At 41.6% G+C, this 16680-nt stretch carries 13 protein-coding genes and 2 pseudogenes; 11 read left to right on the top strand and 4 right to left on the bottom strand.

Annotated features, from left to right (window positions below; genetic code table 11):
• Positions 1 to 43: 43 nt before the first annotated feature.
• Together map and AZ602_RS08750 are read right to left on the bottom strand one after the other, a co-directional pair.
• Positions 44 to 832, bottom strand: coding sequence for a type I methionyl aminopeptidase (gene map / locus AZ602_RS08755; RefSeq protein ID WP_103034574.1), 789 nt, complete (start codon positions 830 to 832; stop codon positions 44 to 46).
• Positions 833 to 967: 135 nt separating this feature from the next.
• Positions 968 to 1303, bottom strand: coding sequence for a TIGR01244 family sulfur transferase (locus tag AZ602_RS08750; RefSeq protein ID WP_078318581.1), 336 nt, complete (start codon positions 1301 to 1303; stop codon positions 968 to 970).
• 286 nt (positions 1304 to 1589) lie between these two features.
• Between AZ602_RS08750 and AZ602_RS08745 the strand changes: the two genes are divergently transcribed.
• On the top strand, positions 1590 to 3728 hold the full coding sequence (locus tag AZ602_RS08745) for an NADPH-dependent 2,4-dienoyl-CoA reductase (protein ID WP_103034573.1): 2139 nt from the start codon (positions 1590 to 1592) through the stop codon (positions 3726 to 3728).
• A 30-nt stretch (positions 3729 to 3758) separates the two neighbouring features.
• Here the strand turns inward: AZ602_RS08745 and AZ602_RS08740 are convergent.
• Positions 3759 to 4397: pseudogene (locus AZ602_RS08740) on the bottom strand (ATP-binding protein); the annotation flags it as partial.
• Positions 4398 to 4541: 144 nt separating this feature from the next.
• Between AZ602_RS08740 and AZ602_RS08735 the strand changes: the two are divergent.
• Genes AZ602_RS08735 through AZ602_RS10000 form a run of 5 tightly spaced genes read left to right on the top strand, consistent with a single transcriptional unit; the run spans position 4542 to position 10658 of the window.
• Entirely contained in the window at positions 4542 to 5198 is a 657-nt protein-coding gene (locus tag AZ602_RS08735) for a TnsA endonuclease N-terminal domain-containing protein (protein WP_103034572.1), read from the top strand.
• The gene (locus AZ602_RS08730) at positions 5185 to 7200 is read left to right on the top strand and encodes a Mu transposase C-terminal domain-containing protein (RefSeq protein ID WP_103034571.1); all 2016 of its coding nucleotides are present in this window, start codon (positions 5185 to 5187) and stop codon (positions 7198 to 7200) included. Before AZ602_RS08735 ends, AZ602_RS08730 begins: the two co-directional genes overlap by 14 nt.
• Positions 7200 to 8096, top strand: a complete 897-nt coding sequence (locus AZ602_RS08725; protein WP_103034570.1) for a TniB family NTP-binding protein — start codon at positions 7200 to 7202, stop codon at positions 8094 to 8096. The genes AZ602_RS08730 and AZ602_RS08725 overlap by 1 nt, the downstream gene beginning before the upstream one ends.
• Positions 8057 to 9238 carry a TniQ family protein gene (locus AZ602_RS08720; RefSeq protein ID WP_103034569.1) on the top strand — a complete coding sequence of 394 codons (1182 nt, stop codon included), beginning with the start codon at positions 8057 to 8059 and terminating at the stop codon, positions 9236 to 9238. The genes AZ602_RS08725 and AZ602_RS08720 overlap by 40 nt, the downstream gene beginning before the upstream one ends.
• A complete protein-coding gene (locus AZ602_RS10000) occupies positions 9213 to 10658 on the top strand; it encodes a hypothetical protein (protein ID WP_146025235.1) in 1446 nt (481 codons plus the stop codon). The genes AZ602_RS08720 and AZ602_RS10000 overlap by 26 nt, the downstream gene beginning before the upstream one ends.
• Positions 10659 to 10677: 19 nt before the next feature.
• Here AZ602_RS10000 and AZ602_RS10055 read toward each other — a convergent pair whose 3' ends face one another.
• Positions 10678 to 10851 (bottom strand): hypothetical protein, encoded by a 174-nt coding sequence (locus tag AZ602_RS10055; protein ID WP_158245124.1) that lies wholly within the window; start codon positions 10849 to 10851, stop codon positions 10678 to 10680.
• 159 nt (positions 10852 to 11010) lie between these two features.
• Here AZ602_RS10055 and AZ602_RS08705 point away from each other — a divergent pair, with 159 nt between their 5' ends.
• From AZ602_RS08705 to AZ602_RS08685, 5 genes and pseudogenes are all read left to right on the top strand, one after another.
• Positions 11011 to 11661 (top strand): LexA family transcriptional regulator, encoded by a 651-nt coding sequence (locus AZ602_RS08705; RefSeq protein ID WP_103034588.1) that lies wholly within the window; start codon positions 11011 to 11013, stop codon positions 11659 to 11661.
• A 110-nt stretch (positions 11662 to 11771) separates the two neighbouring features.
• Positions 11772 to 13043 carry a Y-family DNA polymerase gene (locus AZ602_RS08700; protein WP_103034567.1) on the top strand — a complete coding sequence of 424 codons (1272 nt, stop codon included), beginning with the start codon at positions 11772 to 11774 and terminating at the stop codon, positions 13041 to 13043.
• A gap of 191 nt (positions 13044 to 13234) precedes the next feature.
• The gene (locus AZ602_RS08695) at positions 13235 to 13771 is read left to right on the top strand and encodes a hypothetical protein (protein WP_103034566.1); all 537 of its coding nucleotides are present in this window, start codon (positions 13235 to 13237) and stop codon (positions 13769 to 13771) included.
• A 151-nt stretch (positions 13772 to 13922) separates the two neighbouring features.
• Positions 13923 to 14148 (top strand): annotated as a pseudogene (locus tag AZ602_RS08690) (IS1595 family transposase); the annotation flags it as partial.
• Between the two features lie 111 nt (positions 14149 to 14259).
• On the top strand, positions 14260 to 16644 hold the full coding sequence (locus tag AZ602_RS08685; RefSeq protein ID WP_103034565.1) for a hypothetical protein: 2385 nt from the start codon (positions 14260 to 14262) through the stop codon (positions 16642 to 16644).
• Positions 16645 to 16680: the final 36 nt, after the last annotated feature.

Raw genomic sequence — 16680 nt, 5'->3', positions numbered from 1 at the left:
CAGTCCGTAAAGACGCCCCAAAGTGCATGAGATCACCAGATCATCATTTATTCAAAAAGCTTAAGTCTTCTTCAGGGCGAGCAGTGGTGACGATACAGCCATCATCGGTGACGATCAGTGTATGCTCCCATTGGGCGGACAGTTTGCGGTCTTTGGTGATGGCGGTCCAGCCGTCTTTCATGACTTTGGTCTGCCAGACGCCTTGGTTAATCATCGGCTCGATGGTGAATGCCATGCCAGTTTTTAGCTCGACGCCTGTGCCTGCTTTGCCGTAGTGTAGCACTTGTGGCTCAGCATGGAAAGTCTCACCGATGCCATGACCGCAGAATTCACGCACGATGCTAAAACGCTCAGGCTCGACGACTTTTTGGATGGCGGCACCGATGTCACCGAGTCTTGCGCCATTTTTGACGACTTTCATGCCAGCGTACAGCGCTTCTTGGGCGACACGGCAGATGCGTTCGGCCATCACCGAGCCTTCGCCGACGATCCACATCTTGGAAGTATCGCCATAAAAGCCATCAACAATCACGGTGGTGTCGATATTGATGATGTCGCCATCTTTTAATTGGCGTTCGTGGTCAGGAATGCCATGACAGACCACATGGTTGATGCTGGTGCAGATGGATTTTGGGAAGCCGTTGTAGTTGAGCGGTGCAGGAATGGCGCCGTGATCTAGGATGAATTGATGTGCCAAATCGTCAAGTTTGCCTGTGCTGACACCCACTTTGACATAGTCATCAAGCATGATGAGTACATCAGCGGCAAGCTTGCCAGCAATTTGCATTTTTTCGATTTGTTCGGCAGTTAAAATAGGAATATTTTTGCTCATAATAATTTCAAAATAAAAATGGTCATGAAAATTCACAACCATTTTACCGCAAATGATAAGTTTTCACAAATCAGCATCATGATTTCACAAGATATTTTTGTAAATCATTATAATCATGCCAAATGACAAAAGCGATCAATCTTCATCGAGTAAATCTTGCTCACGAGCGGCTTGCAAGATGATGCTAGAGCGGTTGCCACTGCGGCAAAAGATGTGCAATGGGCGTTCGGTTCTATTAAAAAAGTCAGCAAATTCTTGTACATGGCGCATCTCAAGCATCCCGCCGCTAAAAGGAATGTGTGCATAGATGATGCCGTGTTCAGTGGCAGCAGCTTTGATGGCGTCGCTCGTTGGCTGACCCGCTTCTTCGCCATCAGGACGGTTATTGACTAGGGTTTTGTAGCCTTGTTCTGCAAGTGCCTTGACATCATCGACAGTGATTTGACCTGAGATGGTAATGGTATCGCTCATGAGTAATCCTTAATGATAAATGATAAAAGTAAAGTTATGAGTAGCTTACTCTGATTTTTGGGTTTTGGCAAATGGTTTGTGTTGGGGCAAGTGCGTTAAAGCTGCGGTGATGGGTTATAAATTTGGCTAAAAATCATTGATTAATTCAAGCGTACATCAGTGCACTGACTGCTTGGTCAAAACATAAATAGCATATTTAGAAAATCATAAAATATGCTAAAATGATACAATCATGCCATCCGTCAATTAGCTTGATGGCGACAGTTTTCTAAACGGATTTTTTATTATGCCAATGCCTTTTTTAAAAAAACGCCTAGCCAACATCATTCCTACCAAATCAGCCGAGCCGAGCATAGCCGAGCCGACGCAGTATCCGCATTTGTTTGAGCCGCTGGATTTGGGGTTTACGACTTTAAAGAATCGCCTGGTGATGGGTTCGATGCATACAGGGCTTGAAGATCGTTTTTATCATTATGGCAAATTGGCAAGCTATTTTGAGGCACGAGCCAAAGGCGGTGTGGGCTTGATCGTGACGGGCGGCATCTCTCCAAATAAACAAGGCTGGCTGACACCATTGGGCGGTACGCTCAATCGCTTGGCGGATGTGGTGCATCATGCTCGTGTGACTCGTGCAGTGCATAAGCACGGTGCCAAAATCTTATTACAAATCCTACACTCAGGGCGTTATGGCTATCACCCCTTTGTGGTGGCACCAAGTGCCATCAAATCACCGATTTCACCGTTTAAGCCGCGGCAGATGAGCCTTAAGAATATCCAAGCGACCATCGCTGATTTTGCCCATACGGCAAGCCTAGCCAAAAAAGCAGGTTATGATGGCGTTGAGATTATGGGTTCTGAAGGTTATCTAATCAATCAGTTCTTGTCAGCACGCACCAATAAGCGAGCGGATGCTTATGGCGGTAGTCTTGAGAACCGTATGCGTTTTGCCATCGAAATTGTGCAGGCAATCAGAGCGGCAGTTGGGACGGATTTTATCATTGGCTTTCGCCTATCGATGATTGAGCTTGTCGAAGAGGGTGCGGTGATGGCAGATGTCATTGCACTGGCACGAGCACTGGAGACTGCTGGCGTGACCTTGATTAACACAGGTATCGGCTGGCATGAAGCTCGCGTGCCGACCATCGTGACTAGCGTGCCCAGAGCGACTTTTGTGCGTTATACCGCAGCCATCAAGCAGGCGGTATCTATCCCTGTCATCGCAGCCAATCGTATCAATATGCCAGCGACTGCTGAAGCCATCATCGCCAGCGGTCAGGCGGATATGGTGCAGATGGCAAGACCATTTTTGGCGGATAGTGAGTGGGTCAATAAGGCATATCATAATCAAGCCAATCTTATCAATACCTGTATCGGCTGTAACCAAGCGTGCTTAGATCACACCTTTAGCGGTGAGCGAGCATCGTGTTTGGTCAATCCTTTGGCGTGTCATGAAAGTGAATACAGCATCAAACCTGCCAAAAAACCCAAAAAAGTCATCGTCGTCGGTGCAGGCGTGGCAGGCCTGTCAGCAGCGGTGACGGCAGCATCTCGTGGGCATCAGGTGAGTCTGTATGAAGCCAAGCCATTCATTGGTGGGCAGTTTAATATGGCAAAGGTCATCCCAGGCAAAGAAGAGTTTTTTGAGACGATTCGTTATTTTCGTGAGCAGATTGCGACACTTGGTATTGATTTGCATCTCAATACGATGGTGGATAAGGCATTCTTGGATGCTCAAGCGGCCGATCATATCATCATCGCCACCGGTGTCGTGCCACGAGAAATTGACATTATAGGTCGAGCACTGCCACAGGTGATGAGCTATAGTGAACTATTGACCGGTGCCAAAGTTGCTGGCGAGCGTGTGGCGGTACTGGGGGCTGGCGGCATTGGCTTTGATGTGGCAGAATTTTTGGTGCATGGGGCGGGCGTGTCCACTGATATCAATGATGCTGACTATCAGCCGCAGGCACAGACGGCGGATGAGTTTTTTGAGCAATGGGGCGTCGATGCTGATGCCAATTATCAAAGCAATGGTGCACTACAGCCTGCCCATCCGCCAACACCTGCTCGCCAAGTCTATTTGCTACAGCGTAGCAAGGGCAAGCTTGGCAAGAGTCTGAATAAAACCACAGGCTGGGTGCATAAAGCTGCCATCAAGCAAGCAGGGGTCATCCAGATGGCAGGCGTGACTTATGATAAGGTCACCGAAGAGGGTCTGTGGGTGACGATCGATGGCACAAGTCAGCTACTGCGTGTCGATACGGTGGTGCTGTGTGTCGGCCAGGAGTCAGTCAATCATCTGATGCCGCAGCTGGGCGACACGCCAAAAGCCGATTATCAAGTCATCGGTGGTGCTAAGCTGTCCGAGCGACTTGATGCCAAGCGAGCCATCCGTGAGGGCTTTGAGGTGGCGGTCAGACTATAAAGCAGATCTGAGGGTTTGCTAAGCTTTGCTTTAGCGATAACTCAATGCCTCAGCAATGTGCGCAGTCTCGATCGTCGCAGCGCCTGCCAAATCAGCAATGGTGCGTGCAACTCTCAGCGTGCGATGATAGCTGCGCGCAGACAAATTCAGCCGCGCCTGAGCCATCTTTAGCATCTGCTGGCCGTCACTGCCCAATGCTGCCACTTGATCCAGCTCACTGGGTGTCAGCTGATAGTTGGCTTTGCCTTGGCGAGCGATGGCGATGTTTCTTGCAGCGACGACGCGCTCACGCACGGTCTGCGAATCCTCTCCAGCAGGTGCATTTTGTAGGTCATCGATCGGCATCGCAGGCACTGTAATGTGCAGATCGATGCGATCTAGCAGCGGCCCTGAGATCTTATCTTGGTATTTTTTGATTTGTTCGGGGCGGCAGCGACAGCGATCGGAAGGGTCGCCATGATAACCACAGGGACAAGGATTCATCGCTGCGATGAGTTGAAAATCTGCTGGAAATGAGACCTGAGCATTCGCGCGTGAAATAACAATTTCTTTAGATTCAATGGGTTGTCTTAGAGTTTCTAAAGTTTTTCTATCAAATTCTGGTAGCTCATCTAAAAAAATTGTTCCAAAATGGGCCAAGGATATCTCACCGGGTTTGGGTTTTGAGCCTCTGTCAAATCCTTAAATAAATGTCATAATATCTCTTGATTTTGTTGGTTTTTACTGGCATTATTCCCTTAATAAATGTCTTTTTTATCCCGTAATTGATGACATTTTCTTATATTCTACCCGTAATAAGCGTCATAATATTTTATGCTAAAACAAGTCCGAAAAATCAAACCCAATTACCGCAGCGTTACAGGTTTTGTCACTTACAAAGGTGAGTCCATTGCATACGAATCGACCTTGGAAAGGGATTTTCTACTTTATCATGCCGCGTTGCCTAATGTGATAGATATCACCCCACAGCCAATCAGCATCCCTTTTATAAAAAATGGGCGAACCTACGAATACACGCCTGATTATTTTGTGCAATTTAAATTAAATGATAAATTTAAACCTCGCTCATTGATGGTTGAGGTCAAACCCAAGGAAGAATGGCAGGTGAATTGGCGTGATTGGTCAGATAAATGGAAAGCAGCCATCGCTTATTGTAATGAAAATGACTTTCGATTCTCAATTTATGATGAAGATAGGATTCGCCATCACGCTCTGGACAATGTCAATTTTCTGTCGAAATACAAGAATCTAGCCGTTGACAGAAAAGAAGTTAATGCCATTTTGCAACAAATTGAGATGCGAGGTGAAACCACCGTTGAAGTCATTTTAGAACTGTTCTTCAAAGGTGACATATATCGCCCTCATGGTAAGCGTGTGCTTTGGCATTTAATGTCACACAACCTAATAGGATTTGATATCTGGGAAGATATCACAAGTGAAAAATTGGAGATATACCATGTCGATTTTTGAAGATAGAGAGCTTAAAAAGCAAGATGAATCAGATCTTACCAGTATGAATAACAAAGGCGTGGTTATTAACCGTGGCACGTTGCGTCTTAGTATTGGCGGTATTTATAAGAAACAAGATAGTGATGAAGAATACCAACTGATTGAATTTGTCGATGCCAACCAAGCCTTTTTTAAAAATCTAAAAACTCTTAAAGTACAGGTGCTTAGCATTCATCAGTTTGAAAATGTACATGATGCAGATCATGCGGTGATGCGACTAGACATTGATGCAATCAGTGATAAAGAATGGGAACGGGCACAGGCTAAACACGCGGCTATTGAACCCATTTTACGATATGATGATGACTACGATGGTTATGCAGGGCTCGAAAGGCGCGCTCAAGAGTGCGGTGTGTCCGTTAGAACTCTTCAAAGATGGCTCGCAAGTTATGTAAAAACGAACTCTATTGCATCATTGATTGATAAAAAGCGTGGTTGGCAAGAAGGTCGGCGCCGTATCGACGTTGTGCAAGAGCTGATTATTGATGAAGTAATACAAGATTATTACCTCACAATTCAAAGACCAACAATTCAAGCAACCATACAAGAGGTGTTTAAGCGTTGTCATCTTTCTGGTGTAAAGAAACCTAGTAAAAATGCCATTCGCTATCAAATTGGCAAAATTGATGAAAAAGAATATCTTAAGGCTCGCGGCTATAGGTCGAGAGCGAAGAACAAATTTACACCCAAGGTTGGTAGCTTTCCGAGTGTCAATGCGCCTTTGTCGGTCATTCAAATCGACCATACGCCAGCAGATATTATTTTGGTGGACGACAAGCATCGAAAACCAATCGGCAGACCGTACATTACTGTAGCCATTGATATTTATAGCCGAATGATCACAGGTTATTACATCTCCTTGGATGCACCTTCGGTGACTTCGGTAGGCATGTGTTTAACACGCAGTATCTTGCCTAAAGAAGAATTGTTATTAAGCCATGGCATTCAAGATGTCACATGGGATGTCTTTGGCATACCTAAGAAAATCCATGTGGATAATGGTTCTGATTTTAGAGCGGAGTCACTTAAACGTTCATGCTCTTTATATGGTATTGATATTGAGTTTAGACCCCTTGCACGCCCTGAATACGGTGGGCATATTGAGCGGATTATTGGGAATCTTATGCATGAGGTTCATAAATTACCAGGAACTACCTTTTCCAATATTCGCCAAAAGGATGGTTATGATTCTGAAAAACACGCCAGTCTTACCCTTGGTGAATTTGAAACATGGTTTTTAACCTACATCACCAAGGTTTATCATCAAAAACCTCACTCTGCTTTGGGTTGTAGCCCAGCCCATCAATGGCGCATCGGGATTTTTGGGGATGATGAGCACGAAGGCATTGGTATCCCAAGTATTCCAACCAGTCCGCAAACTCTAGTATTGGATTTTATGCCAAGTGTTGAGCGCACCATTCAACATACTGGCGTTACCATTGATGGGTTGCAGTACTACGATACGATTTTGAACAGTTATATCAACACCACTGATAACAAGACGGACAAAAAGCGCAAATTTATCTTTAGGCAAGATCCTAGAGATATCAGCACGGTATGGTTTTTCGATCCAAATATTAAACAATATTTCAAGATACCGTGTGCTAATCAAGCTTTCCCACCGATGAGCATTTGGGAATATAACCAGCTTAAAAAACAGGTGAAACAGCGCAGTGGCACAGTGAACGAGTCATTGATTTATCAGGCATGGGAAGAAATGCGTACAATGATCGATGCTGCTCAAAGTACAACTAAGACAGCTAGAAGACAAGCACAGCGAAGAAAAACACACATCCAATCTCAAAAAATCCATGAATCGGCAAGATCTCAAGAGGATGATGTGACCACCAAAGCAGCTGAGTTAACTGTGATGGGTGATGCGCTCCAAGGTTTGAAAACAACCACCTTAACTTCTCCTGTTCAGCATGATGATGATTCAACCTATTTTGAGGATATTGAGTAATGCAAACACAACTACCTTATACACACATCCATGAAAAATTTCGACATATCGCTCATCTTTCTGACAAAGAGCGACTGGAATTTATTGGCTCCCCGCGTTGGATTGGTTATACCGCTGCCAACAAAGCCATTGATATTATGCAAGGCTTGATGAACACAGTTCGCCAACACCGTATGCCAAATTTATTAATCATAGGTGAGTCAAATAATGGAAAAACCACAATCTTAAATCAGTTTTCTCGTAAATTTGGCGATACTTATTTAGAGGATGATTTAGATTTGGTGATCCCTGTTGTGTTTATACAGGCTCCCCCAGCCTCAACTGAAAAGGACTTGTATATTGCTTTACTTGCCACCTTTGCACTACCAATCAAAATGAGTGATTCTGCTAGCGCTCTGCGTTATCAAGTGATTCACGCATTTCGACAATGCCGCGTAAAAATCTTAATTATTGATGAAATCCATTCATTGCTCAGCGGTACAGCCCGTCAGCAACGCCAGATTATGAATTGCATTAAATTTTTATGCAATGAATTACAGATTCCCATTGTGCTATCTGGTACGCCTGATGCGGTGAGGGTCTTACACACAGACCCTCAACACATCAGTCGTTTTGATGTGTTGCCAATTCCGATTTGGCAAAATGATGGTGAATTTAAACGTCTCGTCGGTAGTTTTGAGAGAATATTACCATTGAAAGAGCCGTCTAATTTAACCGAACCGAAAAAGCTAAATCTGATTTATAGCATCACTGACGGCAGAATTGGTAATGTAAGGCGATTGCTTAATGAATGTGCTATTGATGCCATCAAACAAGGCAAAGAAACCATCACTGTAGAAATAATCAAGGAAAAATCATGGTTGCGTCCTACTCAGGGCTTAAGAAATCTCATGTAAAACCTTTGTTTTTTAGAACACCGATATTTGATGATGAAAGTATAGCATCATGGTTGATCCGCGCGGCCTTCCGTCAAGGATGTTCAGTCACTACCTTTGCCAGCTATTATTGGGAAGAATATCGACTGTGGACCTTGGATGTTGATAAAGGTTTTAATTTTGTGGACGAAACAATCCATGAAGATATGGCGATACTTGCAGAAACGACCAGGGAGCGCTTTGATTTCAAAAATTTGACTTGGTTGTCTAAAGGCATGTCATCCACTATAGGAAAATATCGCACCACCCCGTGGGTGTTGCCTTTATTTAAAAGAAATCGTCGTGCTTTGTATGGTTATCATTACTGTCCAGTGTGCCTAGAAGAAGACAAAATACCGTACATGCGCCTTCTTTGGCGGTACAGTTGGTACACCTATTGCCATGTCCATGCGGTTAAGATGGAAAATCGATGTCATAGCTGTGATGCTTTGTTTCAACCTGGTTTGTTGTCACAAGAGCTGCAGACAATCAATCATTGTCACAGCTGTCATGAAGTGGTCACAAATGACTACTTAGGCAACCTTTTGTTGATACCTGAAGTATTTGAATTGCAGAAACAAGCGATGCAGGTTTTAGAAGATAAACAAGCTGTTGTTTTTGGGCAGATAGTTAACGGTGTTGATTGGTTTGATCTGATTGGGTTTTTTATCACATTAACCAAAATTGCTGCGCGACATGCCGACAATCAATACAAGATGTTTAGATTGTTTAATGAGCTAGGTTTAGACACCTCAAGGGTATCGACTTTTTCCTTAAAAGAAAGCGAGACAGGTCTTGTTTTTGAAAGCTTGCCGATCCATGAGCGCATTCGTTATCTAAGATATGCCAAAATGCTGCTAGATATACCGCTTGATAAGTGGGTTTGTGCTTGTCTGGCTGTTGAAGCCAACCAAAATAGTTTTATGTTTAATGGTAAAAAGTCTGTTCTACCTCGAGCGTTTATGCCGGTTATTAATCAACTTCCGTTGGTTGAAGAACAGAAACGAGAAAAAAGACAGTTTGACAAACCAGCGACTTTGAATGCAGTGAAGAAATCTTGGGCTAGGCTTCAGAAAAAAGCAAATGCATGGGCGGAATATGAGCAACACCTCACTAGAAAATAAACAACTGACATATTGCGATGGTTGTGGCAATCTTAAGCCAGACATTCATCGCCGTTATTTAAACAAAGCCTATTGTACAGCATGCTATGTGCGTTGTTTTGTCAAAAAACCATGCCCTAAGTGTGGTAAAGATGCACGCTTGCTTAAAAATGATACACACAATGTTTGTGAACGCTGCTTACGCAGTGTTCCTTGTATTCGTTGTGGAAAAGTAGCAAAAAGTACGGCCAGAACCCCGTATGGGATTGCTTGCCAATCTTGCTATCAGCGATATTTTACTGAAAAAAAGACCTGCTATGAGTGCAACAAACAAGCGGTCAATGTTTCAAGATATTCAGCCGTACCCCATGATGAACCAATTTGTGCATCATGTGCACAAAAATACACCCATAAAACCTGCCCTTGCTGTGGTCGGTACCGAAAGCTTGTCCAAATTGATAAGGGTGAGATGTGCCAAAAATGCCATGATTTAGGGCAAATACCTTGCTCTGGTTGCCAAAAGCCAATGTGGGCGGGGCGTGGTCAGCGGTGCCATGAATGCTATCTTCGTGAACGACTGACACGAGAGATCGAGTTAAATAAACATCTGTTTAGAAATCCAAATATCAAAGAATCGTACGCCAATTTTATTGAGTGGCTTGCTGAAACTCGTGGGTATGGTTGGACGGTTGAGAAGCATTTAAAGTATATAGACTTCTTTGCACACTGTGACAAAACATGGGGTGAGATTCCAAGTTATAAAAAACTTGTCATTGAGTTTAAACCCGATGGACTAAGAACCTATCTTAATGCCCTAAGATGGCTTATCGAAACCAATCAAGTTAAGGTTGATAAGCAACTAAAGACCGAGATGGCTGAGGAACAAAGAATTGAGCAGTTGCTTGCTAAACTTGGCAAAACCACGCCACCAATCATTTTGAAATATCTTGATTATTTGCATACAAGAAGATTAGAACGTGGAACGTCCATAACAACGCTTAGATTGAGTTTACAGCCTGTGGTGGATATGTACCACCAATTTGAGCTTAAAGACGAAAATACGCCATCTCAGGCGCAATTAGATGCATATTTAGCTATCAAAAGTGGCCAGCGTGCATCTTTAATGTCATTTTTGCCATTTTTACGCAATAATTATGGCGTTGAGCTACGAGCCAAGGTTAAAGATACAAAAGACGAGTTATCCATCCAATCCAAACGCAAAGAAGTGGAAAAAAGGTTGATGGCTTTAATAAACTCGGAAAATCCCCTATCAAAGAAAGAGCAGATAGAATGGTTCATGCTCAGCATGCTATTTTTTCATAAGAAAGAAATCACCAAGAAAGCCTTAAAGAGTGCCACAATCACCGATTACACAGAGGAGGATATGTTTTTATTAGTTCATGAAAGCAAAGAGTATTGGATTCCAAAATACAAAGCTTGAAGTTGGTGTGCTATCAGATTTACTCAGCTTCGCTTAGCTTGCACATAAACTCTGTCGCCGCTCTGTTCAGCTCGTCTAGACTATCAAAAATTTCAAAATCACCACGTGCAAACTCGAGTTGTGACTGTTGTAGGTGAAGTTTGGCATGCTCAGTTAAAACTTGATTAGCGCAGAGGTTGTTTTGTTGTTCCATAGTTCTATTCCCATAAAGTATTGTTGATTTATTATAGCACCTTAGAACAAAAGGTAAATAGATTGGGGTATGGGTTGGTTTCCCTTTGCATTTAGTGAACCGCTTGACCCCACCCACCTTTTCATATATGATAACCGAAACCTTTTTCAAGACATCACCATGACCCAATCAGATAACACCCAACCCAAATCTCGTCCCAAATCCACTCATGGCGGTCGCCGTGCAGGCAGTGGTCGTAAGCCATCGCCTTTTGGTAGTCCTGTGGCGAAGAAGATTCCCAGAAACTTATTGCCGATGGTAGAGTCTTTAATTCAAAAGAATAAAGCAGGTAAGCTGGGCGTGGTATTGACTACAGGCTCTGTACCATTAGATGCACTAGTCGTACATCCTAATCCAACTAAGCTTGACTTACCCATCGCCACAGAGAAAATTCCTGCAGGATTTGCTTCCCCTGCTGAGGGTTATATCGAAGATTATTTGGATTTTAATGAGTATTTGGTACGCAATCCTTCGTCCACCATCATTGCTCGCTGTGGTGGCTATTCGATGCTGGATGCTGGGATTGATAAAGATGATTTATTGGTCATTGATCGTGCCATCACCCCAAGCCATCGAGATATCGTCATGGCTGATTTGGGTTCTCAATACACCATCAAGCGATTGCATATCTTAGATGATGGATGTATCGAACTACATTCTGAAAACAGCCGTGGTGATGAGCGTTATCCCAATTACACCTTTAGTGATGGCGATGAACTTGCTATTGTTGGTGTGGTGATGCATGTGATTAAGGATGTGCGTAAGCGATAAGCTATCAATATCACTTAACTTGTTCATGTTGAAAAGAGTTACCAATTTCAAATTGCAATCTGATAAACTTTACAGTATCATATCGGTAACTTTTTTCAAGATGATATTTCATGTACGCATTGATTGATGGCAATAGCTTTTATTGCTCTTGTGAGCGGATTTTCAATCCTAAGCTTAAAAACAAAGCTGTGGTCGTTCTATCAAACAATGATGGCTGCGTGGTGGCTCGCACGGCTGAAGCCAAAGCACTTGGCATTAAAATGGGTGTGCCGTATTTTCAGATCAAAGAGCTTATTCATCGCGGTAAAGTCATCGCCTTTTCAAGTAATTATGAGCTCTATGGTGATATCTCTACTCGGATGATGAACACCATTGCAAGCCTTGTCCCTACTATTGAGATTTATTCGATTGATGAATGCTTTGCGGATTTAACAGGGATTAATCAGCATCAACTATCTGATTTAGGCAAATCCATCAAAGACAGAGTCTGGCAATGGGTTGGTATCCCTACTTGTGTCGGTATTGCACCAACTAAAACACTGGCTAAATTCTGCAATCACCTTGCCAAAAGCTACCCACAGCACTTTGGCGGTGTGGTAGTTTGGGATGATTGGTCAAAGCAAATTCAACACAGAGCCTTGGCAAGCCAAAGTGTGGATGAAATATGGGGCATTGGCAGTCAAACAGCACTACAGCTTAAGCAATTAGGCATCACCACCGCCAAAGACTTTGTTGATGCTGACAGACATCTTATCAAGCATCATTTTAGCGTCGTCACCCAAAGAACATGGCAAGAGATGAATGGCAAACCCTGTGCAGGACTTGAGATTGAAGAGCCAAAGAAACACATCATTAGAAGCAGAAGTTTTGCTAAGGCAATCACTGAGATTGAGCCATTGCAATCAGCCATCGCTTATCATATCGCTAGTGGTGCCCAAAAGCTCAGAGAACAAAACACTCTAGCTCATACACTGACCGTTATTATCCGAACCAATCCATTTGGCAATCATCAGCAGTATTATGGCAAAAAGACCATTGCTCTTACTAAAGGTAGTAATGATACTCGAGTGTTAAACCAACATGCCCAAAAATTGCTTAAAATCCTATACAAACAAGGCTATCATTACAAAAAGTGTGGCATTGAGCTTGGCGGGATTGAATCCATCCATCGTGTGCAGTATGATTTATTTGCACAACAAGATGAGTTTGAGCATTTAGAAAATCAAAACCTGATGCAAACACTGGATACCATCAATAAGCAATTTGGCAAAGGCAAGCTGATTTTAGGTTCGCAAAAGCTGTCTGACGACTGGCAGATGCGCCGTGAGCGAATTAGTCAGAGATTTACAACACGGTGGGATGAGCTGCTGCTAATTCATTAAGCTGTAAAATGGAGAAGAATGTACCAAACAACAGCATGAGACCAATTCATGTGGGTGAGATACTGCGTCTTTTATAAAAGATGGAGAGCCTAAATTTTATATGGTACCTGAATTTATTTATGCTCAGATGACAGCGTACACATCTTTAGATAATTGAGATAGCCATCAAATTTTTGACAATCCAAAAACCCATGAAAGACCTACCAACGCGTATCTTTGATGCCTTTTGTGAAGGGATATTGGACACTGCTGTGTTTTATAGCAGTGATGACGCGTATTTGTATCGATTGGATGAATATAGACAGGTCTTTGAAAGACTGGCTAAAGATACTGACATCCAAGTGATTTATTATGATTTTGCTGATGTGCAAGCATCCATTTATCAGCATTTTTTGACCCACATGATTGCGGCTGTTTGCCCCAATCAAACAGATAGCTGTTATTCTTTAAGAGTTGTATTTGAGCAAATTATCTCAGGCAATCAGCGATATTTGTTAATACTGGATAATATTGAGTGCTTATATCAACCATCCAATCTTCAATCATCTGAAATCAAAGACTTCATCGGCTCATTACGCACCTGCCTAGATGTCTATCGAATAAATATTCGCACGGCTATGTTTTGCCGAGATACGGCAAATTTGAGAAAATTGTATCATGATTACCGTGAGCCGTTTTATCGTTTTGGGTATTTGCAGGATGTGGGGAGGTTAACGCCCTTTGATTAAAACGCTTAAAAGAGATATCAACCCCACTTTACCAATCCATACCTACATTTCCAGTTCCAATAAAGTGAGAGGTTTGGGTAGCTTTATCGTAATTTGCCGTATTTTATCGTAAAGGGCTGTAGTAGATTAGCCCTTATGCTATACTACAAACATGAAGATAACTCGTTGTAAATTAAGTAAAAAAAGTTCAAATAAAACCGCTTGAATTTTTTTTTGTAGCACAAGTTACTGCTAGAACAGCAAGTGATTTGCTTGGCATTCAGCACAATTCAGCAGCTTTATTTTACCGCAAAATTAGACTTGTGATAGAATATAATCTCAACCTTGAAGCTCGCACTTTATTTGATGGCGAAGTAGAGCTTGATGAAAGCTACTTTTGTGTACTGGTATAGACTTAGCGCTGCTCGATACTATAAAAAAGGGCTGTAGTGGGCTGCATCATATGATATACTGCAGCTCCATATTAAATAAATGGTTAAGAGATTAAAATGTCAAATTTATCAAATCTTGAAAGTGTTTTTGTAGATAATGGGTTTATTAATGAACTAACCCAGATAATGAATGATATAAAAGAATATGCAAATATAATAGCAAAGAACGAAAAAACTATTGAAACACAGTTTGATATGCGAATTTTTTCTTTGTTTCAGAAATTTTTTAACCCTTTGGGGTATCAGTACAATCCTCATAAAGAAAAAAATATTGTCACCTATAAATCCGGTTTTGTTGATACTGCGCTAGCCAATGTCTTGATTGAATTTAAACAACCTAGTGCTTTAGCATCCAAAACCGATAAGCAATCTGCTATCAAGCAGACACTTAATTATCTAAATGGTGAAAACAAAGATAGCATCAACAAAACTTTTGCGATGACAACAGATGGTAATATTTGTGCAATATTTACAGTAGATAACAAAGGAGTCGTTCGATTCGAAGACTACACTGATATAACTTATGAACATTATGAGCGGGTGATCAAAGCCATTGTTGGATTGAATCAAAAAAATTTTGATTCAACGGCATTAATCAATGATTTTGCTCCGGTGAATAATTCGCCAATCCGAGCATTAACACTTTTGCTTTATAAAACCATAAGCGAATCATCGACTACGAAAACTCAGATGTTGCTTAAAGAATGGAAAAATTTATTTAAACTTTCACATGATGACCATTCTCAACAACAGGATATTATCAAGCGAAAAAAATCTTTAAGCGACTACCTTTCTGTTAATTTGGATGATAGTGACAGTGAATATAATGCCCTGTTTGCTCTACAGACCGCTTACTCTATTTTGATCAAATTAATAGCGTTCAAGGTTATTTCACAGGTTAAATTCGATGATTCGCTGGTAAATTATTCAGAGATGCTAAATGCAAAATCTCAGGCCTTGCAAAGTAAAATGATGGAGTTGGAATCTGGATCGATTATTAGAGATTATGGTGTACAAAATTTGTTAGAAGGTGATTTTTTCTCTTGGTACTCTACCAGTCAGCAATGGAACGATGAAATCGCCACAAATATTAAATTTATTATTCAGAAATTGAACAAATACACTACTTTTGACTTTTTCGATAATCAAAATCAAGCAAAAGACTTCTTTAAAAATCTTTATCAGACGGTTATACCCTCACCAGTACGCCATGCGCTAGGTGAATACTACACACCTTTCTGGTTGGCTAATCATGTTGTTTGTAAATCACTAGACTTTAGAAAAGACCAGTTTAACAAAAAATGGCGAGCGCTGGACGCATGTTGTGGTTCGGGCACGTTTATTACAGCCTTGCTTAACCAAGTAGTTGATTCGCTACCTAGCAACATGGATAAAGGCGATATTCTTAGAGAAATTACTTCAAGGGTGGTCGGTATTGACCTGAATCCATTAGCCGTATTAACGGCTAGAGTAAACTACTTTTTGAACATATCGCCTTATATTACTTTTGATTCTGAAATTGAAATACCGATTTATGCTGGCGATTCAGCTTATACGCCAGAAGTGGTTAAAATCGACAATATAGATTTCATTAAATACTCACTTGATACAAACATCCCCAGTCACAATCCAGAAGACATAACTTTTCCCGTTTACTTCCCAGAGGTAGGACTTAAAAATTTAAAAAGGTTCTCTCGTTGCATGATTGAAGTAGAGATAGATATTCGGTCATTGAATAGCACTTCTGTATTTAATAGATTAATGACTTTAATTCCGGAAGAATATAAAAAAACACCTATCATTGTCGAAAAGATGCAAGACTTGGCAGATAATTTCGTGAGATTTGAAAAAAATGATTGGAATGGTATTTGGGCTAGGATAATTACCAACTACTTAACCACTTCAAAAATTGGTCACTTTGATGTTATTGTGGGGAATCCACCTTGGGTGGACTGGAAGAATTTACCTTCACAGTATCGAGAAAAAATAAAATCTTTACAAATTACGAAAACTATATTTTCTGGTGATGCTAGAACTGGCGGTATTAATCTAAATATTGCTGCCTTGATTACCAATGTTGTCGCTAGTAATTGGCTGCATGACGATGGCGTAATGGGATTGCTAATGCCAGACACATTCTTGGTGCAACAAACCTACGAAGGATATCGTAAATTACTACTAGCGAACAATAAAAAAGCTTATTTTTTGGGGTTTGATGATTGGACCAGATCTGGAAACCCTTTTGAGAATGTCACTCAAAAATTTTACACGTATTATTTCTCTAAACAACCCCAAGACTATAAAAAGGGGTTGGTTATTGATAGTTATGCCAAAAAAAGAAATGTGAACTCTACATTTGTACCGGTACAATATTCCCAGACACCCCATAAGAGGTTATACTACCCCAAACTAGGAGCAATCTCTCATGACAAAACAGCGTAAGCAGTACAGCAGCGAATTTAAACTAGAAATGGTCAA

It is taken from the genome of Moraxella sp. RCAD0137 (genome assembly GCF_002894025.1).
Classification (GTDB): domain Bacteria; phylum Pseudomonadota; class Gammaproteobacteria; order Pseudomonadales; family Moraxellaceae; genus Moraxella; species Moraxella porci.
This window is presented reverse-complemented; position numbering and strand designations above follow the sequence as displayed.